This window comes from Streptomyces sp. NPDC051738 (assembly GCF_044453205.1).
Taxonomy (GTDB): domain Bacteria; phylum Actinomycetota; class Actinomycetes; order Streptomycetales; family Streptomycetaceae; genus Streptomyces.
In genome coordinates, this window is record NZ_JBITCM010000005.1 from 227937 (window position 1) to 252112 (window position 24176).

Annotated in this window: 23 protein-coding genes and 1 riboswitch; of the genes, 20 read left to right on the forward strand and 3 right to left on the reverse strand. The window is 72.1% G+C overall.

Annotation, left to right across the window (positions count from 1 at the left end; all coding sequences use genetic code 11):
* Positions 1–37: 37 nt before the first annotated feature.
* The 17 genes from ACIA8X_RS14240 (at position 38) to ACIA8X_RS14320 (ending at position 17300) form a co-directional block, all read left to right on the forward strand.
* A complete protein-coding gene (locus ACIA8X_RS14240; protein WP_393446021.1) occupies positions 38–565 on the forward strand; it encodes a hypothetical protein in 528 nt (175 codons plus the stop codon).
* A 187-nt stretch (positions 566–752) separates the two neighbouring features.
* On the forward strand, positions 753–1109 hold the full coding sequence (locus ACIA8X_RS14245) for a hypothetical protein (RefSeq protein ID WP_393446019.1): 357 nt from the start codon (positions 753–755) through the stop codon (positions 1107–1109).
* 54 nt (positions 1110–1163) lie between these two features.
* On the forward strand, positions 1164–1766 hold the full coding sequence (locus ACIA8X_RS14250; RefSeq protein ID WP_393446017.1) for a DUF998 domain-containing protein: 603 nt from the start codon (positions 1164–1166) through the stop codon (positions 1764–1766).
* Between the two features lie 173 nt (positions 1767–1939).
* Complete coding sequence (locus ACIA8X_RS14255; protein ID WP_393446015.1) at positions 1940–2671, forward strand: DUF1775 domain-containing protein; 732 nt, start codon at positions 1940–1942, stop codon at positions 2669–2671.
* A 95-nt stretch (positions 2672–2766) separates the two neighbouring features.
* Positions 2767–2952 carry a hypothetical protein gene (locus ACIA8X_RS14260; protein ID WP_393446013.1) on the forward strand — a complete coding sequence of 62 codons (186 nt, stop codon included), beginning with the start codon at positions 2767–2769 and terminating at the stop codon, positions 2950–2952.
* The gene (locus tag ACIA8X_RS14265; RefSeq protein WP_393446011.1) at positions 2952–5303 is read left to right on the forward strand and encodes a heavy metal translocating P-type ATPase; all 2352 of its coding nucleotides are present in this window, start codon (positions 2952–2954) and stop codon (positions 5301–5303) included. The genes ACIA8X_RS14260 and ACIA8X_RS14265 overlap by 1 nt, the downstream gene beginning before the upstream one ends.
* Entirely contained in the window at positions 5300–5845 is a 546-nt protein-coding gene (locus tag ACIA8X_RS14270; protein ID WP_393446009.1) for a copper chaperone PCu(A)C, read from the forward strand. The genes ACIA8X_RS14265 and ACIA8X_RS14270 overlap by 4 nt, the downstream gene beginning before the upstream one ends.
* 182 nt (positions 5846–6027) lie before the next feature.
* Positions 6028–6741 (forward strand): hypothetical protein, encoded by a 714-nt coding sequence (locus tag ACIA8X_RS14275; RefSeq protein WP_393446007.1) that lies wholly within the window; start codon positions 6028–6030, stop codon positions 6739–6741.
* A gap of 245 nt (positions 6742–6986) precedes the next feature.
* Positions 6987–7667: a sigma-70 family RNA polymerase sigma factor gene (locus ACIA8X_RS14280; RefSeq protein WP_393446005.1), complete on the forward strand. Its 681-nt coding sequence runs from the start codon at positions 6987–6989 to the stop codon at positions 7665–7667.
* 113 nt (positions 7668–7780) lie between these two features.
* Positions 7781–8863: an ABC transporter substrate-binding protein gene (locus tag ACIA8X_RS14285; RefSeq protein ID WP_393446003.1), complete on the forward strand. Its 1083-nt coding sequence runs from the start codon at positions 7781–7783 to the stop codon at positions 8861–8863.
* 14 nt (positions 8864–8877) lie between these two features.
* Complete coding sequence (locus ACIA8X_RS14290; protein ID WP_393446421.1) at positions 8878–9960, forward strand: FecCD family ABC transporter permease; 1083 nt, start codon at positions 8878–8880, stop codon at positions 9958–9960.
* Between the two features lie 73 nt (positions 9961–10033).
* Positions 10034–10885, forward strand: a complete 852-nt coding sequence (locus ACIA8X_RS14295) for an ABC transporter ATP-binding protein (protein ID WP_393446001.1) — start codon at positions 10034–10036, stop codon at positions 10883–10885.
* 29 nt (positions 10886–10914) lie between these two features.
* Positions 10915–11139, forward strand: coding sequence for a hypothetical protein (locus tag ACIA8X_RS14300; RefSeq protein WP_393445999.1), 225 nt, complete (start codon positions 10915–10917; stop codon positions 11137–11139).
* 186 nt (positions 11140–11325) lie between these two features.
* Positions 11326–12678 carry an MFS transporter gene (locus ACIA8X_RS14305; RefSeq protein WP_393445997.1) on the forward strand — a complete coding sequence of 451 codons (1353 nt, stop codon included), beginning with the start codon at positions 11326–11328 and terminating at the stop codon, positions 12676–12678.
* A gap of 35 nt (positions 12679–12713) precedes the next feature.
* Entirely contained in the window at positions 12714–14540 is a 1827-nt protein-coding gene (asnB, locus tag ACIA8X_RS14310; protein ID WP_393445995.1) for an asparagine synthase (glutamine-hydrolyzing), read from the forward strand.
* An 11-nt stretch (positions 14541–14551) separates the two neighbouring features.
* A complete protein-coding gene (locus ACIA8X_RS14315; protein ID WP_393445993.1) occupies positions 14552–15814 on the forward strand; it encodes a cytochrome P450 in 1263 nt (420 codons plus the stop codon).
* 451 nt (positions 15815–16265) lie between these two features.
* Complete coding sequence (locus ACIA8X_RS14320) at positions 16266–17300, forward strand: L-tyrosine/L-tryptophan isonitrile synthase family protein (RefSeq protein ID WP_393445991.1); 1035 nt, start codon at positions 16266–16268, stop codon at positions 17298–17300.
* On the opposite strand, the gene ACIA8X_RS14325 is transcribed toward ACIA8X_RS14320, so the two are convergent.
* The 3 genes from ACIA8X_RS14325 to ACIA8X_RS14335 are packed head-to-tail and all read right to left on the reverse strand — an operon-like array spanning position 17270 to position 20129.
* Positions 17270–18274, reverse strand: a complete 1005-nt coding sequence (locus ACIA8X_RS14325; protein WP_393445989.1) for an ABC transporter substrate-binding protein — start codon at positions 18272–18274, stop codon at positions 17270–17272. The genes ACIA8X_RS14320 and ACIA8X_RS14325 overlap by 31 nt on opposite strands.
* A complete protein-coding gene (locus tag ACIA8X_RS14330; protein ID WP_393445987.1) occupies positions 18259–19041 on the reverse strand; it encodes an ABC transporter ATP-binding protein in 783 nt (260 codons plus the stop codon). The genes ACIA8X_RS14325 and ACIA8X_RS14330 overlap by 16 nt, the downstream gene beginning before the upstream one ends.
* A gap of 2 nt (positions 19042–19043) precedes the next feature.
* Positions 19044–20129, reverse strand: coding sequence for a FecCD family ABC transporter permease (locus ACIA8X_RS14335; protein WP_393445985.1), 1086 nt, complete (start codon positions 20127–20129; stop codon positions 19044–19046).
* Between the two features lie 128 nt (positions 20130–20257).
* A riboswitch (cobalamin riboswitch) is annotated at positions 20258–20340 on the reverse strand.
* 128 nt (positions 20341–20468) lie between these two features.
* Here ACIA8X_RS14335 and ACIA8X_RS14340 point away from each other — a divergent pair.
* The 3 genes from ACIA8X_RS14340 to ACIA8X_RS14350 all read left to right on the forward strand — a co-directional run bounded on the left by ACIA8X_RS14340 (position 20469) and on the right by ACIA8X_RS14350 (position 24123).
* Entirely contained in the window at positions 20469–20936 is a 468-nt protein-coding gene (locus tag ACIA8X_RS14340; RefSeq protein ID WP_393445983.1) for a YfbM family protein, read from the forward strand.
* 225 nt (positions 20937–21161) lie between these two features.
* A complete protein-coding gene (locus tag ACIA8X_RS14345) occupies positions 21162–22559 on the forward strand; it encodes an FAD-binding oxidoreductase (protein WP_393445981.1) in 1398 nt (465 codons plus the stop codon).
* Positions 22560–22674: 115 nt separating this feature from the next.
* Positions 22675–24123, forward strand: coding sequence for a cytochrome P450 (locus tag ACIA8X_RS14350; RefSeq protein ID WP_393445979.1), 1449 nt, complete (start codon positions 22675–22677; stop codon positions 24121–24123).
* The last annotated feature ends 53 nt before the right edge of the window (positions 24124–24176 follow it).

Here is a 24176-nt window from a genome sequence, read left to right on the forward strand (position 1 = left end):
GCACTTCGGCGGCACGGGACAAGGGACTTGGGCCAACATGGGTCGACTGGACGGGAAAATCGCCTTCCATCAGCGGTACGGGAGCCGGAAGGGCGGCACCATCACCGCCCCCGACGGCCACAGCCTCACGCTCACCGTCGACGGCGTGGAGACCGTACAGCTCCTGACCGAGACGGGCGGCACGGCCACCCTGATCCAGGCCGGCACCTACCGCGGCGACGTGGTCCTCACGGTCGCCGAGGCCAACGACGTGACGTACGAGACGCTCACCTTCCCCTTCCGCCAGGCGCTGTACGTCGACGCCGACGGTGTGGTGCGCGACAAGTCCGTCCTGGCCGCGGTGCTCGGCGGCAGGCTCACCGATGCCCTCGCGCGGAACATCTCCATCACCTCGACCGGCGAGTGCTTCGACGGGGTGTACGTGCAGGACGGTACGTACACGCTCCAGCGGCCCGTCATCTCCCTTACGGGGAACGGCCGTTGTGACTTCGCGGGCTCAACTCGACGGTGTTCTCGGAGACCTGGGGCGCCCTGTCGGTCGAGGGCGGCAGCGGGCTGCAGCTGACCGCGATCAACAGCCACGTGGGCAACACGGGGGAGTACGGCTACGGCACCTACGCCATCGGCGACGCGACCGTCCGGGTGCCGACGACCCCGCGAAGGACTCCACCTTCGACGTCACCGCCGCCCACGCCACCGACGGAGCCGCCACCTTCATCGCCATCCGGCTCAAAGGCGACTTCTGCAACGGCATGCGCACCGGTCGGAACATGGTCCTCACCTTCGAGGACGCCACGGTCGAGGGCGTGATCTCGGCGTCGAAGGCCCGGCACCGTGTGTCCACGATCGACGCCTCGAACTTCCACGAACCCGGCATCGTGACCAACACCGCGCGGGCCGCCGTCAACAACGGCGCGATCGTGCGGCTGAACAGCGGCTCCACCTGGACGGTCACCGGCACCTCCTGCCTGACCCGGCTCGCCCTCGCCGCCGACGCGTCCGTCGAGGCCCCGCGCGGCAAGCGCGTGACCCTGACCGTCGACGGCACCGAGACCCCGCTCACGCCCGGCACCACCTACACCGGGGCGCTCGTGCTCACGGTGGCCTGACCGCGCGGCGTGTGCGTGACGGGATCGACCAACGGGACGTTTTACGGTGTCTTGATGCAATCTGTCCCCAGATGGGCCTTGCTGTCGTCGGGATGTGCGCCTGCCGTACTGATCGCCGGCTGGACGATCGCGGCGCTGTTCGAAGGGCCTGCCTACGACCCCGCCACGCAGCCGATCAGCGCGCTGGCGGCCTCCGGTGCCGCTGGATTCTGGGTGATGACCGTGGCGCTGGCCGCCCTGGGTGTCTGCCACATGATCACCGCCCTGGGTCTGCGCCCGGCCGCGCTGCCCGGTCGGGTGGCGCTGGGCGCGGGAGGTGCGGCCACGTTCGTGGTGGCCCTGGTCCCGCCGCCGAGCAGCGGAGGTTCGCTGCGCCATGGTTCGGCGGTCGCGGTCGGCTTCACGCTGCTGGCGGTGTGGCCGGTTCTGGCCGTCGGCCGCAGTGGCGCTGCACCCTGGGGACTGAGGCCCGTGCCCTCCTTCACCGCGACCGCTCTGATGGTCGTGAGCGCGGCCTGGTTCATGATCGAGATGTACTACGACGGTGCCGACGGGGCCGCCGAGCGCCTGGTGACGGCCATCCAGTCCTTCTGGCCGTTCGTGGTCGTCGCCTCCTGCCTTCGCTACCCGCGCGAAGCGGAGGAGCCCTCGCGGTGACGACAGGCGCCTTCGCGTTGCCGAAGGCGCTGCGCCCTGACGAGAGCCCTGCGCGTCGACCATCGCCCCTGCGCATCGACCATCGCCCCTGCGCATCAACCAGAGCCCCTCGCATTGCGGACTCCCCTGCGCTTGAATGCAGCGACCACATCACCGGTACGAGGGAGTCACACGTGCCCCGCCCCACCCTTCCCCGCACGCTGCGCCGCACCGGCGCCCTCACCGCGGTCGCGTTCGCTGCCGCCGTAGCCTTCGCGGAGCCCGCGGCGGCGCACGCCGAGGTCGAGGCGGAGGGCGCCCGGGCACTCGACCAGAACGTCGCGCTGACCTTCACCGCCGAGTCGGAGTCCGGCTCCGCCGGGATCAGCAAGCTGGAGGTGATCCTGCCCGAGGGCATCACCCCGGCCGACATCACCTACAAGGAAGGCCCCAAGGGCTGGAAGCTCGTCCCCACGGATCGCGGTTACACGGTGTCCGGGCCGAAGCTCGCGGTCGGGGAGAACGCCGAATACGTCGTCACCGTACGGCAGTTGCCCGACACCAAGACGCTCGTCTTCAAGACCCTGCAGTCGTACAGCGACGGCCAGGTGGACCGCTGGATCGAACTGGAGGAGGAGAGCGAGGGCGACGGCCACGGGCACGGGCACCCCGCGCCGCAGCTGGACCTCAAGGCCGCCGCACCCGGAGCGAAGGCGGTCAGCCCCACCCCCACTCCCACCGAGGAGCCGACTACGGCGGCGCCCTCGACCAGCGCACCCTCGACCCCCTCGGCGGAGGCAGCGGCGGACGACACCGACGGTGACGACGGCATGCCGGTGGCCCTGCCGATCGGCATCGGCGCGGCCGTCGTCGTGCTCGGTGTCGGGGCGTGGTGGTTCAGGAGCCGTCGGGGCGGGGCTGCCTGAGGCGGCGGCCGGGAATTCCAGCTGAGACGGCGGCCGGGAACTCCCTGCCCTCCGCGCCCGACTCCTGAAGCGGTACGTGCGTCAGGAGGCCGTCGATGAAAGCACCCCAACTTGTGCCGCCCGCTCTCTGCGGGTTTCTGCTGCTGCTCGCCCTGATCTTCACGGCGTCGTACGCCGTCGGATCCGCCGCCGGACCGGTCGCGCCCGGCATGCACCGCTCGGGAACGAGCGGCGACGCGGACACCGGGGACATGGACATGCGGCACGGGAGCGGCCACTGATGGCCATCGAACCGCTACTCCCGTTGACCACCACGGATCTGACCGTGGGCGGAATGACCTGCGCGGCCTGCGTGCGGCGGGTGGAGAAGAAGCTCGCGAAACTGGACGGCGTGACCGCGACCGTCAATCTGGCCACCGGCCGAGCACGGGTGAGCCATCCGCCGGACGTCCGCCCCGAGGAACTGGTGGCGACGGTCGAACAGGCCGGATACACCGCCGCGTTGCCCGAACCTCCGAAGGGACGGGAGCCTTCGGGCGAGCGGGAGCCCTCGGGCGAGCGGGAGTCCGAGGACGTACGGCAGGAGCGTGTCCGGCTGCTGGTCACCGCCCTGCTCGCGGTGCCGGTGCTCGTGCTGTCGATGGTGCCCGCCTGGCAGTTCCGCAACTGGCAGTGGCTGTGCTTCGTGCTGGCCGCGCCGGTCGCCGTGTGGAGTGCCTGGCCGTTCCATGTGCGGGCGCTGCGCGGGCTGCGGCACTCGTCGGCGACCATGGACACGCTGGTCTCCCTGGGCGTGGTGGCGTCCTTCGCCTGGTCGGCGTACGCCCTGTTCCTGGGTGGCGCGGGCGCGCCCGGGATGCGGATGCCCTTCAGCCTGCTCACCTCCGCTTCGGGTGGCGTCGCGCACCTGTACCTCGAAGCGGCCGTCGGCGTCCCGCTGTTCGTGCTGGCCGGACGCTTCCTGGAGGCGAGGGCGCGGCACGGCACCGGTGCGGCGCTGCGCTCACTCGCGCGGCTGGCCGCCAAGGAGGTGTCGGTGCGCGAGGACGACGGCACCGAACGCCTCGTTCCGATCGAGGAGTTGGCGGTCGGGCAGGTCTTCGTCGTGCGGCCCGGTGAGCGGGTCGCCACCGACGGGGCGGTGGTGGAGGGCAACTCCGCCGTGGATCTGTCGCTCGTCACCGGGGAGAGCGAACCGGTCGAGGTCGGGCCAGGCTCGGCGGTCGTGGGCGGTGCCGTCAACGAGGGCGGGCTGCTGCTCGTACGGGCCACTGCCGTGGGCGCGGACACCCAACTCGCCCGGATCGCACGGCTGGTGACGGAGGCTCAGGCGGGGAAGGCGCGGGCGCAGCGGCTGGCCGATGCCGTGGCCGGGGTGTTCGTGCCCGTGGTGCTGGCGTTGGCCGTCACCGTGCTCGGGTTCTGGCTCGGGGCCGGGGCGGATCCGCAGGCGGCGATCACCGCGTGCGTGGCAGTCCTGGTCGTCGCCTGCCCCTGCGCGCTGGGCCTGGCGACCCCGACCGCGCTGATGGCGGCCACCGGACGCGGCGCCCAGCTCGGCGTCCTGGTCCGGGGACCGCAGGGCCTGGAGGGGCTCCAGCACATCGACACCGTCGTCCTCGACAAGACCGGCACCCTCACCTCCGGGCACATGAGCGTAGCCCGTGTCACGGCCGTGCCCGGCGGGCTCGGCAAGGAGGCCGTGCTGCGGCTGGCCGGGGCGGTGGAGCAGGGCTCGGAACACCCCCTGGGCCGCGCGGTCGTCGCGTACGCCCGCAGGACCCTGCCGGGGCCGCTGCCCGAGGTGTCCGCCTTCCATGCGGAGGCGGGGCGGGGCGTGCGCGGCCGGGTCGAGGGCCGGCTGGTCGAGGTCCTCGCGCCGGACGAGGAGTTGCCCACGGCGCTCGCGGACGTGCTGCCGGTGGCGGAGGCCGCCGCGCACACGCCGGTGCTGGTCCGGGTCGACGGGGCGACGGAGGCGCTCATCGAGATCGGCGACGTCGTACGCCCCGGCGCCTACCGGGCCGTGGACCGGCTGCGGCGCCTCGGAGTGCACCCGGTGCTCGCCACCGGCGACCGCGAGGCACCGGCCAGGGCGGTCGCCTCCGCGCTCGGCATCGAGGAGGTACACGCACGCTGCACCCCCGAGGACAAGGCCGACCTCGTACGGGAACTGAGGGGGCAGGGCCGCCGGGTCGCGGTCGTCGGCGACGGCGTCAACGACGCGGCCGCACTCGCCGGAGCCGACCTCGGCATCGCCATGGGCACGGGCACGGACGTGGCGATCGGCGCCGCCGACGTGACCCTGGTGCGCGGCGACATCGAGGCCCTCGGGGACGCCGTACGGCTCGCCCGGCGCACCCTCGGCACGATCCGCGCCAACCTCCTGTGGGCCTTCGGCTACAACGCGGTGACCGTGCCGCTCGCCATGGTGGGCCTGCTCAACCCGATGGTCGCCGCCGTGGCCATGTCGGTGAGCTCACTGCTCGTGGTGGGCAACAGCCTGCGGCTGCGGGCGTGGCAGCCGGAGCCTGCGCGGGGGCGTGAGCGTGTAGCGGGCCAGGGCCAAAACCAGGGCCAGGGCCGAGCCCGGGCCCGGAGGCCTTTGGGTGCCGAGGAGGGAAGTCGATGACCACGACCACATCCACGGCAGAGCGACCGACCGAACCCCGGGCCTGGCGCCCGACCCGCCGCCGTATCGCCGACGGCCTGCTCGCCGCACTCGCCCCGATCGCCGCGTGCAGCGTCGCCCTGGGCGGGCTGACCACCTGGGTGAACTCCGGCAGTGCGGGCAGCCCGGCGCGGATCGCGGTGACCGAAGGGCGGGTCTTCCTGCCGTTCGGCGACGTCCGGGACACCGCCGCTTTCTTCCGGATCACCAACACCGGGGGCGCGGACGACCGGCTTCTGAAGGTGACGTCGTCCGCCGTCGGCGGTGAGGCCACGCTCAGCAGGCATCGTATGACCAGCGGCAGCATGGCCTACGCGCAGACGGTCGACTCGGCCCGCGTCCCGGCCGGCGGCGGCCTCGCCATGTCCCCTTTCGGGCTGGACGTGACGCTGCGGGCGAAGCCGGGGTGGCGGGCGGGTGACCTCGTACCGTTCACGCTGCACTTCGAGCACGGCGGGCGGGTCGAGGTACCGGCGGTGGTGGTCCGCCCCGGCGAGGGCTGACGACTCGTGAGGTCGGCCGCGCGCAGCGAACACCTTCACCTTTACTCGTCGGTCAGCGTGCGCGCCCGGTTCCCTCGTGACGGTGTGTCCTGTATCACTCTTCTGGGCTTGAGTGCGGGACGGGGGTGTTGTGCGTACCCACCCGTGACGAGCGGGCCCAGGATGCGAGGATGAGGGCCGTCATGACTGCTGGGTGGGGTGTGCGCACGGTACGGGCCGCGGTGTTCGCGGCCGTCTGTGTGCTGCTCGCTGCCCTCGGCCACGTACTGATGTCGGGCGCGACGGTCCCCTGGTGGACGTTGGCGGCCGGTGTCCTCCTCACGGGCGGAGCGGGCTGGTGCCTGGCCGGCCGCGAGCGCGGGCTCTTGCTGGTCGTGACCGTCGTGGTCGCCGCCCAGGGCGGACTGCACGCGGCCTTCGAGTACGCGCAGTCCCTGGCCCCCGGGGCCACCGGCACCGGGCACGACATGGGCTCCGGTGACATGGCGTCGGCGCACATGGGCTCCAGCGACATGGGCTCGGCGCACATGGGCTCCATGGACGCGGGCCACATGTCTGCGGCCCACATGTCCGGAGGCAACATGTCCGCAGGCCACATGGACATGGGCCACGACATGGCGAGCACGTCCTCCTTGGGCATGCTCGCCGTCCACACCCTCGCCGCGCTGCTGTGCGGCCTGTGGCTGGGCCACGGTGAGCGTGCCGCGTTCCGGATCCTGCGGGCCGTCGCCGGATGGCTGGCCGCCCCGCTGAGGCTGTCGCTCGTCCTGCCCGCGCCGCCGCACCGCCCGCGTCTGCGTCCGCATCGCGCTCGTTCCGACCGGGCGCCGCGGCTGCTGCCGCTCGTTCACACGATCACCTCTCGGGGGCCCCCGGCGGGGACCGCTGTCGTCTGAGACAGCCGGTTCCCCGAGGCCGTACGGACACGGCTGCCTGCGCGGCGACCGCCGTACCGGTGTCGCGCAGTCGACGCCGACCGTGCCTCGGGCCGACGGCCGTACCTGTCATACGGCCGTGTCCCGCACCCCCGGACACCCCCGGTACGGCGCGCCGTAGGTCTGCGCGCGCCCTGGTATCCGACGGCGCCACCGTCGTGCCCGCCGCCGCCGTGCCGAAGTCCGGTCTACCGAGAAGGACTCAGGTGATCACTCCTGCCCTGCCCTCCTCACGTGTGACCCGCGTGAGACACACGAAGGCGGACACCCCCTCCAAAACGGCCTCCTGCGACGAGTCGACGACCGCCTGGGCGCTGGCCGCCCGGGGCGGTGACCCGGACGCGACCGACCGTTTCGTCCGCTCGCTGCACCGCGATGTCGTGCGGTACGTGGCCCATCTGTCCGCCGATCCGCAGGCCGCCGACGACCTGGCGCAGGACACGTTCCTGCGTGCGCTCGGCAGCCTGCACCGGTTCGAGGGCCGCTCGTCGGCGCGCGCGTGGCTGCTGTCCATCGCGCGCCGCGCGGTGATCGACAGCCACCGGTACGCCGCCGCCCGGCCACGCCTGAGCGACACCGACGACTGGACGCTGCTCGCGGAGCGCGCCCAGCCGACCGGTCTGCCCGGTTTCGACGACGGCATTGCCCTGCTCGACCTGCTGGACACGCTGCCCGACGAGCGCCGCGAGGCGTTCGTCCTGACCCAGTTGGCGGGCCTGCCCTACGCCGAGGCGGCCGAGATGAGCGACTGCCCCATCGGGACGGTCCGCTCGCGCGTGGCCCGCGCCCGGGCGACCCTCGTCGAGCTGCTGAGCGAGGCCGAGGCGGACACCGTGACCGTGGCGGACACCGTGACCGTGGTCGAACCGGCTGCCGTGGCCGCCTGACCCGGAGCCCCGGTGTCAGTTCCCCCGGCCGGGAACTGACACCGGGTTCGCCCCGACTACTGGATCGGGCGGCGGAGATCCGCCTGTGCGTCCAGTGAATTCGGGGAGTTTCGATGCGTTCTCGTGTGTGGCGGGCTACGACTGCTGCGGTGCTCGGCGGCCTGCTGGCGGCCGGTTGCGGCAGTGGGGGTGGCGAGGGCAGCGGGGACAGCGACCGGGCGGGCTCCGCCGCCGGGAAGGGCGACTCCGCGGACTACCCGGTCACCGTCACCGACTGCACGGGTGCGAAGACCACCTTCGCCTCGGCCCCGAAGCACATCGTCACCAGCAACGCCTCCAGCCTGGAGCTGCTGCTCCGGCTGGGCGCCGGGGACAAGGTGATCGGCACCGGCTTCCCGCCCGGCAAGGGCACCCTGCCCGGCGAACTCGACGCGCAGGCACAGCGGGTGAAGGTGCTCAGCGACACCGTCATCCCGAAGGAGAAGCTCCTCGGCTCCGGAGCCGACCTGTACATCGACACCTTCGCCTCGATGAACATGGGCGGCGGCATGGGGGACGCCCCGACCGAGGAGGAGTTCGAGGCGGCCGGCATCAAGCACACCTTCCTGAAGTCGACGGCCTGCGCCGCCATGAGCAAGAGCCCGGTCACCGATCTCTCCGCCGTGGAGGACGACATCACCTCGCTCGGCGCGGTCACGGGGACCGGCGCGAAGGCGAAGGAACTCGTCGCCGGGATGAAGGAGAAGATCGACGCCGTCCAGAAGGCGGTCGGGGGCACGCCCGAGGACGAGCGGCCCACCTACTTCTTCTTCGACTACGACGCCGGCACCAAGCAGCCCATGGCCGTCTGCAACCGCCAGGTCGCCAACGCGGTCATCACCCTCGCCGGGGCGCGCAATGTCTTCGCCGACTGCGACGGTGACTTCAAGCAGGTCGGCTGGGAGGACGTGATCGCGAAGAACCCGGACTGGATCCAGCTCGGCGTGCGCGACCGGGGCAGCGACGCCGCGAACGAGAAGGCCTTCGACGAGGCGCAGAAGTGGCTGGAGTCGAACTCCGCCACCAAGGGCCTGAAGGCCGCCGAGGAGGGCCGCTTCCTGCGCATCGGCTCCGAGCGGACCACCATCGCCGGTGTCACCAACGCCGACGCGGTCGAGGAGATCGCCAAGACCCTGTACCCCGGCAAGGTCGGCTGACCGTGGTCGACACCCTGGCCGGCCGAAAGGGCACGGACGAGGGACAGGAGCGGCAGGAGAACACCCGTACGCGCTCCGTCCCCGCCGGACCGCTGGCACTGGCGCTCGCCCTGGCGCTGCTCGCCACCCTCACCGCGGCGGTGTCCTGGGGCTCGACGTCCATCCCGGCCGGTGAGGTGTGGGGCGTGGTCGGGCGCCGTCTGTCCGGCGAGGCCCCGCGCCCCGGCACCGACGACCTGATCGTCTGGCAACTCCGCGTCCCCCGAGCCCTGTTGGCGGCCCTCGTCGGCGCGGGGCTCGGACTCGTGGGTACGGCGGTGCAGGCGCTGGTGCGCAACCCGCTGGCCGACCCGTACCTCCTCGGCATCTCCAACGGCGCCTCCCTGGGCGCGGTCGCCGCGATCGTCCTCGGTCTCGGGGCCGGCGGGGCGCTGGGCCTCGGGTTGTCCGGGGCGGCCTTCGTCGGAGCCCTGGCCACCTTCGCGCTCGTGTGGGCCGTGGCCCGGCGGGGCGGGGGATTCGCGCCGCTGCGGCTGGTGTTGGCCGGGGTGGCGATCGGGCAGTTCCTGTCCGGGTTCACCAGCTACCTGGTGTTGCAGGCCGGGGACGAGCAGCAGACCCACAGCGTGCTGTTCTGGCTCATGGGCAGCCTCAGCGGCGCGAACTGGGACCTGCTGGCCGTACCCGCGGTCGCGGTACCGGCCGGGTGGCTGTGCCTCCAGGCACGCGCCCGGGGCCTGAACGCCCTGCTCATGGGCGACGAGACCGCGGCCGGGCTCGGTATCGACGTCACCCGGCTGCGGCGGGAATTGTTCACGGTGACCAGCGTGCTGACCGGCGTCCTGGTGGCCGTCTCGGGGGCGATCGCCTTCGTCGCGCTGATGGTGCCCCACGTCTGCCGTCTGGTCGTCGGCGGCGACCACCGGCGTCTGCTGCCGGTCTCCGCGCTGTTCGGGGCGCTGCTGCTGGTGGTCGTGGACATCGTCTGCCGCACGGCGATGGACACCCAGGAGCTGCCGGTCGGCGTGGTCACCTCGCTGATCGGGGCTCCGGCCCTGCTGTATCTGCTGGACCGGCGTCTGGGGAGCGGAAGTTGAGGATCTGGGGTAGCGGTGCCGCGGGTCTGGCGGAGCGGACGTCGAGGTTCTCGGGGACCTGGGGGAGCGGACGTTGAGGATCGACATCGAGGACCTGCACGTCGCGTACGCCGGCCGTACGGTCGTCGCCGGCGCCCATCTGATCGCGGCCGACGGGGAGATCACCGGCCTCGTCGGTCCGAACGGCAGCGGCAAGTCCACGCTCCTGCGCACCGTGTACCGGCACCTGAAGCCCGCCGCCGGACGGGTGTTGCTCGGTGGGACCGACCTCGGGGAGATTCCCCCGGCCCGATCGGCCCGCCATGTCGCCGCTCTCCCACAGGAGCGGGGCGGCGACTTCGAGCTGACCGTCCGCGAGGTCGTCGCCATGGGCCGTACGCCCTACAAGCGGCCCTTCGCCGGGGAGGACGCCACCGACCGGGACGTCGTCGCCCGAGCCCTCGGGGACGTCGGCATGGAGCGGCACACCGGGCGCCGCTTCACCGAACTGTCCGGCGGTGAACGCCAACGCGTCCTGCTGGCCCGCGCCTTCGCCCAGCAGCCGGACGTCCTGGTCCTGGACGAGCCCACCAACCACCTCGACATCCGCCACCAGGTGGAACTGCTCGCCCTGCTGCGCGCCCAGCGCCGCACCACCCTCGTGTCCTTGCACGACCTCAACGCCGCCGCCTCCGTCTGCGACCGGCTGCACGTCCTGCACGACGGCCGGGTGGTCGCCTCGGGACCACCCCGCGAGGTGCTCCGACCCGCCCTGCTCGCCGAGGTGTTCGGCGTCCGGGCGACGGTGGTGGACCATCCGCTGACCGGCGATCCGCTGATCGCCTTCGATCATCGGGCCCCGGTGGACGGGCCGGACGGAGCGGGTATCCCCATGTCGGCCCCGAGCGGTGCTCTGGGGGCTGGTCCCGGGCGGTCACACCGGTGAGCGCCCACGATCGCGAAAGGTTGTGAACTATGAGCGACATCCACGGGATTGACGGCCTGGACCCGGTGGCGACGTTCTGCGGCAACTGCGACTGCGGCTGTCCGCAGCTGTTCGTCGACCCCGCCGCCCCGGCCGAACGCCGCGTGGTCCTCACGGACGACTTCGGGCAACGGGTGCAGATGAGCGCCGACCAGTTCTCGTCGCTGGTCGCGGAGGCCAAGTCCGGGAAGCTGGACGGCATCGTCTCGGCCTGACCGCCGTAGAAGGCCGAAGAGAGGCACGTAGAAGGCGCCGTACGGAACGGTACAGAGCCGTACGGCGGCCGCCTCCGCGTTTCATCATATTTCCGGCCATGTTCGGGAACTCGTCCACCGGCGTCCCCGACCTCTGAAGCGAGGCTGCTGTCCGGCAGTCGACCGTGAGGGGGAGGGGACGCGAGGGTGAGGGACCGCTGGGTTCTCGTGGCCGTGGCGGGCGCGCTGTCGTTCGTGGCGATGCTCGACATGAACATCGTCAATGTGGCGCTGGCCGACATCGCCGAGGGCCTGAACGTCTCGGCCGGCACGGCGCAGTGGGCGGCGCTGGGGTACCAACTCCCGGTCGTCGCCCTGCTGTTGCCGGTCGGCCGATGGCTGGACGGCACGGGCACACGGCCCGCGTTGCTGGCGGCCACCACCGGTTTCGCGCTGTGCAGTGCTCTGGCCGCCCTCGCCCCCTGGGCCGCCTGGCTGATCGCGGCCCGGATCGGGCAGGGCGCGTGCGCGGCGGTGCTGTTCGTGCTGATGCCGGTGCTGGTGATCCGTGCCGTACGGCCCGAGGTGCGCGGCCGGGCGATGAGCGTGCCCGCGACACTCGGCCCGCTGGGCGCCGTGACCGGCCCGGCGGTGGGCGGGCTGCTGCTGGACCACCTGGGGTGGCGCTGGGTGTTCCTGGTCAAGATCCCTTTCTGCGTGCTGGCGTTGGTCGTGGCCTGGAGGGCGATGCCCAAGGACGGTGCCTTGCGCGGGCCCGACCGGCGGTCACTGACTGACGCGGCGGCGGTGGCCTGCGGGCTGGCCCTGCTGCTGCTCGCCCTGACGCTGGGATCGGGGCAACCGCCGTGGTTCCTGCTCGCGTTCGCCGCCGTACCGCCGTTGTGGTGGTGGCTGCGCGGGCCGGGTGGCCGTCCGGTGACCGGTGTCCTGCGGGCGGCGGGACTGTTCCGCGCGCACGGTGCGGTGCTGGCGCTCGCGGCAGGGTTCGCCGCCATGCACTACGTCGTCGCCCTGCACCTCCAGCGGGACGACGGCGTCAGCGCCACCGCGACCGGGCTGACCGTGCTCGCCTTCCCGCTCGGCATGGCGCTGGCCGGGCCGTTCGGCGGGCGGCTCGCCGACAGATACGGGTTCCGGCGGGTCGCGGTCACCGGTGCCGCGCTCACCGCGGCCGGACTGCTCCTGCTCATCCCGCTCGGCGACGGCTGGTCCCCGCCCGACGTGGCCTGGCGGCTCGCGCTGGCCGGCGTCGGCATGGGCCTGGGCGGCGGCCCGACCCAGGCCCTGGTCATGGGCGCCGCCCCACCGGAGCGGATCGCCACCGTCGGCTCCACGGTGCAGGTCGCCCGCAGCCTCGGCTTCACCCTCGGCCCGGCCCTGGCCACCGCCACCTGGGCCCTGTCCGGCACGGGCGACGGAGCGCGGGCCGGGCTGGCCCCCGCAGCCGTGGCCGCCTGTCTCGCCGTACCCCTGCTCGCGCTGCCCGGCCGACCCACCGCCGCCCTGTCCGAGCGGACCACCGACACCGTCTCGACGTGATCCAGGCACCGTCCCGACCTGATCGAGGAGTCACCATGTGCGGAATCACCGGCTGGGTGTCGTTCCACAGCGACGCCCGCACCCAGGCCCCGGTCATCGAGGCCATGACCGCCGAGCTCGCGCGACGCGGCCCGGACGCCGGGGGCGTGTGGCTGGGCGAGCACGCCGCGATCGGCCACCGTCGCCTGGCCGTCATCGACCTCGAAGGCGGCGTCCAGCCGATGACGGACCGGCCCCACGAACCCACGGCCGTGCTGAGCCACAGCGGCGAGGTCTACAACCACCACGAGCTGCGAGCCGAACTCCGGGGCCGCGGGCATGCGTTCCACACCCGCAGCGACACCGAGGTCGTGCTGCGCGCCTACGCCGAGTGGGGCGAGGGGCTCGCCGACCACCTGGACGGCATGTTCGCCTTCGCCGTCTGGGACGAGCGCGCCCACCGGCTGCTCCTCGTCCGCGACCGGCTCGGCGTGAAGCCGCTGTACTGGGCGGCCGTCGACGGAGGCCTCGCCTTCGCCTCCGAGCCCAAGGCGCTCTTCCGGCACCCGGAGATACCGCCCCGGGTGGACGCGGACGGGCTGCGGGAGGCGTACAGCCTGCTGTTCAACACCGGGCCTACGGTGTGGTCCGGCGTACGGGAGGTCGAGCCGGGCGGCCTGCTCGTCCTGGACCGGGACGGCATCCGTGAGCGCCGCTACTGGCAGCTGGAGGCCGGTGCGCACGAGGACGACCAGGCCACGACCGTGGACCGGATCGGCACCCTGCTCGGCAAGGCCGCCCGCAGTCAGTTGGAGGCCGATGTCCCGCTGTGCAGCCTGCTGTCGGGCGGCATCGACTCCACCGTCCTGACCGCCCTGCTCGCCGACGAACTCCGCCTGCGCGAAGGCCCGAACGCCCGCATCCGCTCCTACGCCGTCGACTACAGCGACCAGGCCGAGCGGTTCACCGGCGACGTCCTGCGCACCGGCCACGACACCCCGTACGCCACCGAGGCGGGCGTCTTCATCGGCACCGACCACAGCACGGTCGTACTGGACCCGCACGCACTGCTCGACCCCGAGCACCGCAAGGCCGTCGTCGTGGCCCGGGACTCGCCGATCGGCGTCGGTGACATGGACACCTCGCTGTATCTGCTGTTCGGGGAGATACGGCGGCACTCCACCGTCGCCCTGTCCGGCGAGGCCGCCGACGAGGTCTTCGGCGGCTACCCCTGGTTCCACAGTCCGAAGGCGCTCGCGGCGGACACCTTCCCCTGGCTGCTGGTCACCGGCGACGAGGCCGCCATGCCGCTCAACCCCGAACTCGGCCTGCGCATCACCGAGTTCCGCGACGACACCTACCGCAGCGCCCTGGCCGCCGTACCCCACCTCGACGGCGAGACCCCCGCCGAGCACCGGCAGCGCGAGATGCAGCACCTGTCCCTGACCCGCTGGCTGCGCCAACTCCTGCACCGCAAGGACCGGTTGAGCATGGCCCAGGGACTGGAGGTGCGGGTCCCGTACTGCGACCACCGGCTCGTCCAGTACGCCTTCGACGCTCCCTGGGCACTGAAGAGCTTCGACGGCCGCGAGAAGAGCCTGTTGCGCGCCACCGGGACAGGGCTGGCCCCCGAATCGGTCCTGCACCGGCCCAAGAACCACTACCCGGCCACCCACCACCCCGCCTACAACCGCGGCCTTCAGGACCTGGCCCGCGACGCGCTGTCCGTCGAACAGGTCCGTGCGCTGGCCGACGAGACCCGTATCAAGCCGCTCCTCGACACCCCGCCCGAGCGGCTGGAGTGGGGCCACCGCCTGCGCCTCGAACGCGTCGTCGACCTCGCCCTCTGGCTGGACCACCACAAGCCCCAACTCGCCCTCTGAGGAGCCCGCGCATGACCCTCCAGGAACCCCTTCCGTTCACAGACCCTCAGTCGCTCCCCGACCCGGTCCCGCTGACGGGCTGCCCGTACAAGGCCAACCCCTATCCGCTGTACGAGCGGATGCGTGAGGCCGGGCCGGTCCACCCGGTCCTCTTCCCCAGCGGCGTACAGGCGTGGCTCGTCACGGGATACGACGCCGCCCACGCCGCCCTGAACGACGACCGCCTCGGCAAGCACCACGACCGGGGAAACGACCGCTGGCGTGCCCGTGCCTCGATCATGCCCGAGCCGCAGCACTCCCGGCTCCAGGTCCATCTTCTCCACCAGGACCCGCCGCGGCACACGCACATGCGGCGCTTCCTGACGGATGCCTTCACGCCGCGTCGCATCGAGCAACTGCGGCCCCGGTTCCAGGAGTTGGCCGACGCGTTGGTGGACGCCCTGCCTGCGACCGGACCCGCCGACCTGGTCACCGGCTTCGCCGCCCGCTTTCCCTTCCTGGTCCTCGCCGAAGTCATCGGACTGCCGGGGGAGTTGGCGGCGCGTTTCGACCGCGACTGGGGCAAGGTCGTGCAGCCGGTCGGGCCGACGGACCCGGGGCGGCCGCTGTACGAGGCGCGGCTGCACGGTCTGCAGAGCTATATCGCCGAGGTCGTCGCGCACAAGCGGGAGCGCGGGGACGACGACCTGCTCGGGCGGCTCGTCGTGGCCCGGGACCGGGGCGAACTGTCCCAGGAGGAGCTGGACTCGATGATCTTCCAGTTGCTGGTGGCGGGCCAGGAACCGGTCACGAACCAGATCACGACGGCCCTGATCGCCCTGTTCCGCCACCCCGCCCAGCTCGCCCTCCTGCGCGACGAACCCGGCCTCCTGCCTCGCGCGGTCGAGGAACTCCTGCGCTACGACAGCGCCTTCGAGCTGACCACCTGGCGCTTCTTCGACCAGGACAGCGACCTGCACGGCACCGAGGTCCCGGCCGGCGACTCCGTGATCGTCTCCCTCTGCGCGGCCAACCGGGATCCGCGCCGCTTCGAGGACCCCGACACCCTGGACCTGGACCGCTCACCCAACCCCCACCTGGCCTTCGGCCACGGCATCCACTTCTGCCCCGGCGCCGCCCTGGCCCGCGCCGAACTCCAGATCGCCCTCGGCACCCTGCTCACCCGCCTGCCCGGCCTGCGTCTCGCCATCGCGGACGAGGACATCGAGTGGATCCCGGCGGTCCTGGGCCGCGGCACGAACCAGCTGCCCGTGGCGTATGACCTGCGGTTGTGAGGCCGACGGGGAGTGGCCCGGCCTCGGCCCTCGGCACCGGGTTGGTCTTGGCCCTCGGTGTCCGGCTGGACCAGGTCCTGGCTTTCGGTTGGTCTTGGCCTCCGGCATCCGGTTGATCCTGGCCTCGGCCACTCGCTGGTCCTGGCCCGGCCTCCGGGCTGGTCTTGGCCCCGTGTCCGGTCGGTCTTGGCCCTGGCTTTCGACTGGTCTTGCCCCAGGCGTCCGGGCCGGTCCTGGCCTCGGCCTCCCGGCTGGTCCAGGCCGCCCCCGGAGTCCGGCTGGCCCTGGTCAGGCCCCCGGCTGGTCCTGCCCCACCCTTCGGCTGGTCCCACCCCCGGCCTCCGGCTGACCCCGACCGCCGACTGATCCCACCCCACCCCACCCCGACCAACAGCGCCTGGCCCGCCCCGGCGCCATGCCGCCATGCCCGCACGACCCGAGGAGAGACGACATGTCGCTGACGACCGCACCGGACACCCTCCCCAGGCCGGCCGGTGCGCAGACCAGGACGACCGGCGCGCAGCCCGAGACCGCCGACGCACAGGCAGAGTTCACCAGCGCGCAGATACTGAACCTGCTCCTGCCCCACCACCGCACGACCGACCAGAACCCCGTCTCGGCCGAGGCGTTCCCCCGTCAGCTGCGCAGGATCGCCGACTCCGTTCGCGAGGGCGCGCCCATCGCCTTCACACTGCCCGGCTTCCCCTGCAAGTCACCCAACCCGGCCAAGACCCTGGGCCACCTCCCCGACATGGGCGAACGCCTCTCCCTCGCGTTCCTGGACACGCTGTGCGCGCAGATCGAGCGGATCCACCCGCCCGGCGCCCACGTCGTCATCTGCTCCGACGGCCATGTCTTCGGCGACCTCATCCGCGTCCCCGACGAGCACATAGACGCCTACGCGGACGAACTGCGCGCGCTCATACGGGAGTCGGGCCTGGACCGTCTCTCCGTCTTCGACCTGCGCGACGTCCTCGGCGACCTTCCCCACGCCACCAAACGCGCCCACGTCCACGACCGCTACGCCCCCACCCTGGAGGCCCTGCGCGCCGAGGTCCGCACCGATGCCCCCACCCTCGTGCTGTACCGGGGCATCACCCGCTTCCTCGTCGAGGACACGGCCGACTTCCCCGGCACCCGCTCGGCGCTCCAACGCGAATGCCGCAGACGGGCGTACGGCGTCATCCAGCGCAGCCGTGCCTGGGGTGCGCTGATCGCCGACCACCACCCGCGCGCCGTACGCCTGTCGATCCACCCCCAGCCGGCCGGCGCCGCCAAGTTCGGCATCCGGCTCCTCGACGCACCCGACGTCTGGACCACTCCCTGGCACTCCGCCGCCCTGCGCGAGCCCGATGGCGGTTGGACCCTCATGCCGCGCGCCCGGGCGCAGCGCCTCGGCCGTCTTGTCCACCGCGACGGCAGGCCGAGCCACTTCGAGCGGTCCGGCGGCGGGGGTCAGCTCTCCTCGGCCACCGTCCGCAGGTAGGCGCCGAGGCGGGCGATGGCCGACGGGTTGCGGGGGCTCTCGACCAGGTCGATGTAGTCGAGGACGAAGATCCGCTTGTGCTTGACGGCGGAGACGTTGCGCAGGGGCCCGTAGGAGAGCAGGAACTTCTTCTTCTGCTCGGCGCTGACATCGCCGTAGTCGCAGATCACGATGACGTCCGGGTTCCGCTCCACGACGCTCTCCCAGCCCGCGGTGGTCCAGGAGTCCTGGACGTCGTGCATCACGTTGATGCCGCCGGCCTTGCTGATGACCTGGTCGGGGGTGGCGTAGCGGCCGGACGTGAACGGCTGGTCCTGTCCGCTGTCGTACAGGAACACCTTCGGCCGGTCGGCGCCCGTGGGAGCCTTCGCCTGCACCTCGGCGATCTGCTTCTTGAAGTCGGCGATGAGCGTGGCGGCCCGCTTCTCGACCCCGAACAGCTTCCCCAGATTGGTGAGGTCGGCGTACAGGGCGTCCAGGGGCGGCATGATGCCGCGCGAGGTCTCCGTACGGCCGTTGCGGCAGGACTCGGTGAGAATGTACGAGGGGACGCGCAGCTTCTTCAGGGCGTCGGGGGTGAAGCCGCCGTCCTCGCGGAAGCCGTAGTTCCAGCCGGCGAAGACGAGGTCGGCGCGGGCGTCGAGGACGTTCTCCTTGGTGAGCTGGTCCTTCGACAGCCACTTGACCTTGTCGTAGCCGTCCTTCCACGGGACGTCGGTCAGATCGCCCTTGTCGTCCGGCATGGCGAACCCGGCCATGCGGTCCTCCAGACCTAGGGCGAACATCAGCTCGGTGATGCCGACGTCGTTGGTGACGACGCGCTCGGGGACCCGGTCGTAGGTGACCTTCCGGCCGCAGTTGGTGAGCGTGGCGGCGGCGGACTTGGCGTCCGCGGACTTCTCCACCGTGGCTCCGCAGCCGGTCGCGGTGACCGTCGCGGCGAGGCAGAGGGCGGTGGCTATGAGCTTGCGCATGTGGGTCCTTGGGGCAGGAGGTCGAACAGGAGCTGGACCGCTCCGGTCTCCGGGTGGCGTACCGGATGGGCACGGACCCCGAACACCTCGGCGAGCAGGTCGGGTCGCAGGACGTCGTGCGGGGCGCCCGAGGCGACGACTCGGCCGCCGTCGATGACGTACAGGACGTCGCAGTGCGCGGCGGCCAGGTTGAGGTCGTGCAGGGCGGCCAGCACGGTCACGCCGCTGGCTCGCACCAGGGACAGCACGTCCAACTGGTGTGCGATGTCGAGGTGGTTGGTCGGTTCGTCCAGGACGAGCACCTGCGGCTGCTGGGCGAGCGCGCGGGCGATGAGCACGCGCTGCTTCTCGCCGCCGGACAGGGCGAGGAACCCGCGGCCGGCGAGATGGGCGACGCCGGTCCGGTCCATGGCGGCGGCGCAGATCTCCCGGTCGGAGGCGGCCGTACGGTCCCGGTGCGGCAGCCGTCCCATGGCCACGACCTCGGCGACCGTGAAGTCGAACTCGGCCGCCGACTCCTGCGGCAGCGCCGCCAGTACCCGGGCCGCGGCCCGGGGCGCCATGGCGTGTACGTCGTCCCCGTCCAGCCGCACCACGCCCCCGGCCGGCCGCAGCGCCCGGTACACACAGCGCAGCAGCGTGGACTTGCCGCTGCCGTTCGGGCCGACGAGCCCGACGAACGCGCCGCTGTCCACGGCGAGCCGGATGTCGTCGACCAGCCGTGCCCCGGCGGCCTCGACCGTGACGCCCTCGATGTCGAGCCGCATGGTCACCGGCCTCCGAACGCGTAGCCGCCGCGCCGCATCAGCAGCAGGAACGCGGGCACCCCGACGACGGCCGTGATCACCCCGACCGGAAGCTCGGCGGGTGCGACGAGGAGCCGCGACAGCAGGTCGGCCCACACCAGCAGCACCGCCCCGGCGAGCGGCGCCACGGCCAGCACCCGCCGGTGATCGGCGCCGACCAGCATCCGCACGACGTGCGGCACCATCAGCCCGACGAACCCGATGGCCCCGCTGACCGCGACCACGGTCCCGGTCACGGCGGCGCTGACCAGGAACAACTCCCTGCGCAGCAGCGTCGGTCGGACGCCGAGCGCGGCGGACGTCTCGTCGCCCATCGCGAGGGCGTTCAGCGACTCGGCCCGCCACCGCAGCCACGCCCATCCCGCCGCCACGGTCACCGCGGCGAGCGGAACCTGGGCCCAGGTCGCGCCGCCCAGGCTGCCCAGCAGCCACATGATCGCGGACCGGGCGGCCTCGCCCCGGGCGGCGCCGAACACCATGACGGTGGTGACCGCTTCGAAGCCGTACGCCAGTGCCGTCCCGGTGAGGATCAGCCGCAGCGGGGTGAGGCCGTGCGGTGAGCGGGCCGCGGCGTACACCAGCGCCATCGCGGCGAGCGCCGACGCGAAGGCCGACAGGGACAGCGCCCAGACGCCCAGGCCCGCGAACGCACCCAGCAGGATCACCGCATTGGCGCCCACCGCGGCGCCCGAGGAGATGCCCAGCACGAACGGATCGGCGAGCGCGTTGCGCACCATCGCCTGCACGGCCACCCCGACCGCCGCGAGCCCGGCCCCGACGATCGCGCCGAGCACGACGCGCGGCAGCCGGATCTCCCAGAGGATGGTGTACGAGGCGACGTCCCGGGCGTCGATGGTCCCGCCGGTCAGCCCGGCCCCGAGCAGCCGGAAGACATCGCCCCAGCCGATTCCGGCGGCTCCGAGCCCGACGCCGCACACGAGGGAGACGAGCAGCAGCAGACCCAGTCCCAGGACGAGCGGCGGCACGGCCACGCGGGACGTACTGGTTCGCGGTGGAGATGCCGGTATCCGGGCCGGACTTCGGTGCACGGGCGGGGTGGTCCTTCGCCTGGGGCCGCCTGTGAACCTCTGGCAGAGAGACAGCCCGAACGACCGTGCCGGCCGCGCGGTCCCCTCTCGCAGTCCTCGGCGAGCAGTCAACGGGTCGCGCCAACCACGGGCGATCGGGCTCGCGCGACGGACGACCAGGTCCCCACGCACACCGTTGCGGGTCAGCGCCGGACTCTCACCGGACTTCCCCCGCGGGAGGCCCGGGGAGCGTAACAGAGGGAGCTCAGCCCGGTTGTCAGTGCCCTGTGGAACACTCGGCGTCGTTGTTCGATCAAGAGATCGGACGGTCGGTTCACAGGGGGAATGCTTGTAATGGGCATGTACATTTCGTTCATCGGCGCGACGACGGAGGAGCTGGACAGGGCGGTGAAGGAGCCCGAGTGGGCCGATGAGTTCGTCTACGAGTACTACGACAAGGACACCTCGCTGCAGGACCGTCCCGACGTCGGCCTGGACAAGCTGTGGGCCGGCCTGCAGTTCCTGCTCGACGAGACCGACGTGGAACTCGAGTTCCTGATGGACGGGTTCCCGATACTGGAGGACGGCACCCTGTTCGGGTACCCCGCCGAGGACGTCGTGACCGTCGCACGGCAGCTGCGGGCCACCCCGTGGGAGCAGGTTGCGGCGCACTACGACGCGGAGGAGATGACCAAGCAGGATGTCTACCCCCGCATCTGGGACGACGACGGCGGGGAGTGGCTCAAGGACACCTACGAGGAACTGGTCGAGTTCTTCGGCAAGGCGGCCGATCGCGGCCTCGGGGCGTTCATGACCTTCAGCTTCTAGGGAATCCGTTCCCGATCGACGTGCGGTCGTCCATGGAGAGGTGAAGACTGGGGTACGGCGGGGCGGGTGCGTCCTGCCGACATCGACATCGACACGAGGTGCGAACGGATTCGCGCACCACGCCCCCGCTGCCCGCCCGGACGTCAGGCGCCGCCATCCGTCCGCGGTTCACCGTCTTCACGCAGACGTCTTCACACAGATGTCTTCACAAAGAGGGGTCCGGCCATGGGCGGCATCAACGGAACGGCACTGGAGGGCTTGCGCGAGGGACTGCGGGGACCCGTCATCACCCCACGGGACCCGGGCTACGACGAGGCCCGCAGCATCTACAACGCCATGATCGACCGGCGGCCCGCTGCCCTCGCGCAGTGCGTGGACGTGGCGGACGTACGGGCCGTCCTCTCCTTCGCCAGGGACACCGGGGTGGAGCTCGCGGTACGCGGCGGGGGCCACAGCGGACCCGGTCTGTGCCTGGTCGACGATGCGCTCGTCCTCGACCTGTCGACGATGCGCGGGGTGCACGTGGACCCGGGCGCGATGACCGCACAGGTGGCCGGCGGCGCGCAGCTGGGCGACCTCGACCATGCGGCCCACACGTTCGGCCTGGGCCTGCCGACCGGCATCATCTCGATGACGGGCGTGGGCGGCCTCACCCTCGGCGGCGGCCACGGTCATCTGACCCGCAAGTACGGCCTGACCGTCGACAGCCTGCTGTCCGCCGACGTCGTCCTCGCCGACGGCACCTTCGTCACCGCGTCCGAGGAGGAGCACCCCGAGCTGTTCTGGGCGCTACGGGGCGGCGGCGGGAACTTCGGCGTCGTCACGTCGTTCACGTTCCGGCTGCACCCGGTGGGCACGGTCGGGGTCGCGGTGACGGTGTGGCCGGTCGACCGCACACCGGAAGTGCTGCGCTGGTACCGGGAGTTCCTGCCCGCCGCACCGCAGGACCTCAACGGCTTCTTCACCCTGTTCACCATCCCGCCCGGACCGCCGTTCCCCGAGGCGATCCACGGGCAGAAGATGTGCGGCGTCGTCTGGTGCTACACCGGTGACCTGGCGGACGACCGCCTGGAACAGGCACTGGTCTCGGTCAACGAACCGGCGCCCCCCGCCTTCCACTTCACCACGCCCATGCCCTACCCCGCCCTCCAGGGCATGTTCGACGAGCTGATCCCCAAGGGCTACCAGTGGTACTGGCGCGGCGACTTCTTCGACGAGATCTCCGACGCCTCGATCGAGGTGCACCACAAGTACGGCGACAACCTCCCCACCGAGCTGTCCCTGATGCACCTGTACCCGGTCGACGCGCAGGCCCACGAGGTCGGCGCCGACGACACGGCCTGGGCCTACCGGGACGCCGTATGGTCCGGCGTGATCGCCGGGATCGACCCGGACCCGGCCAACGCCGGGCTGGTCCGGCAGTGGTGTGTCGACTACTGGAGCGACCTGCATCCGTACTCCATGGGCGGCTCCTACATCAACTTCCTCGGCGAAGGGGAGAACCCGGACCGCGTCCGCGCCACCTACCGGGGCCACTACGACCGACTGGCCGCGGCGAAGCACACCTACGACCCGGACAACTTCTTCCACGCCAACCAGAACATCCCGCCGACGACCGGCTGACCTCCCTCGCCCCGTCGTTCACCCCGCGGGGCCCCCTGGGGTAGGGTCGCGGACGTTGTCGGCTACTGACTGGTAGTGAACCGGTGCGGGGAGTGTCGGAGGGGGCGGCAGGCAGATGGAGTCCCAGGTGGGTGGGAGCGGATCCGTGGGCGTCGACGGCACCAGGCTGGAGGAGTTGAATGCCCAGCCGCTGCTGACCCGCGACTACGAGACGCGTCCCTCGCTCGTGTACGAGCGGCTCAGGCAGCAGCATGGACCCGTCGCCCCGGTCGATCTGCTGGGTGTGCCCGCCTGGCTCGTCCTCGGCTACCGGGAGGCGCTGCAGGTACTCCAGGACGACGACGGCTGGCCGAAGGGGCTGGAGAACTGGCGGGCCCGCTCGGACGGCGAAGTGCCCGCCGACTGGCCGCTCGGACCGTCCCTGGAGGTCAACCACGTCCTGATCCAGGGCGGTCCCGGATACAAGCCGCTGCGTACGGCGTGGGACGCGGCGCTCAAGCCGTTCCAGGATCCCGCGCACCCCCAGGCGAGGCGGCTGAAGGCGGCCGTCACCGCCTACGCCGACGAACTGATCACCCTCGTCGGACAGGGCGGCGGCACGGGTGTCGCGGACCTGTCCGCGCAGTTCTCCCGCCCGCTGCCGCTGATGGTGGCCAGCCATCTGCTCGGCTTCCCCGGATCCCAGGGCGACGACGCGCTCATGGACATGTGGCGGGTCCTGGACGCGGGCCCGGACGCCGAGCCCGCCCTGGAAAGGCTGCTGGCCACGCTCGCGGAACTGGCCGCCGTGAAGCTGAAGGAGCCGGGGGACGACTTCCCCTCCCACCTGCTGGCCGCGCATCCCGAACTCTCGCTCGACGAGCTGGCCCGTGAGCTGTTCATGCTGCTCGGCATGACCTCCGACCACGTCGGCATCCTCATGTCCAACACCGTGGTCGAGGTCATCTCCGGCGACGGCGACGGCAGCGTCCGCGCCAGCCTGTCCGCCGGGATGATCCGGGAGACCATGAACCGCGTGGTCATGCGCAAGCCGCCGCTGGTGAACTTCGTCCCGCGGTTCGCCGCCAAGGACACCCCGCTCGGCACCTACACGATCCGGGCGGGCGACCCGGTGTGGGTCTCCTCCGCCGCCGCGCACGCCGACCCGCTCTTCGCCGACCACGTGGCGGCGGGCAGCACGATCAGCACCCGGGCCCATCTGTCCTGGGGCGCGGGCCCGCGTCAGTGCCCGGCGCGCGAGCTCGCGTCCACCGTCGCGGCGGTCGGCGTGGGCCGGCTCTTCGAGCGGTTCTCCCATCTCGACCTCGCCCTCCCGGCCGACCAACTTCCCTGGCGCTCCTCGCCGTTCATGCGCGGCCTGCGCTCACTGCCGGTACGGTACGAACTCGCCGCGAGGCCAGCCGGGTCCGCCGTGTCCGAGCGAGTTCCGGCGCAGCGGACGGCCACGGACCCGGCGGCGAACCCGGCACCCGAGGCGATCGATCCGGTGCTGCCGGACCAGGCCACCCGGCAGCGCTCGTCACTGTGGCGCTATCTCACCGGCCTGATCCGCGCCGGACGCTGACCAGGGGCGCCGCAGCCGGCCCGGTGATCGACTGGAGGGCCGTCCGGCTGCGG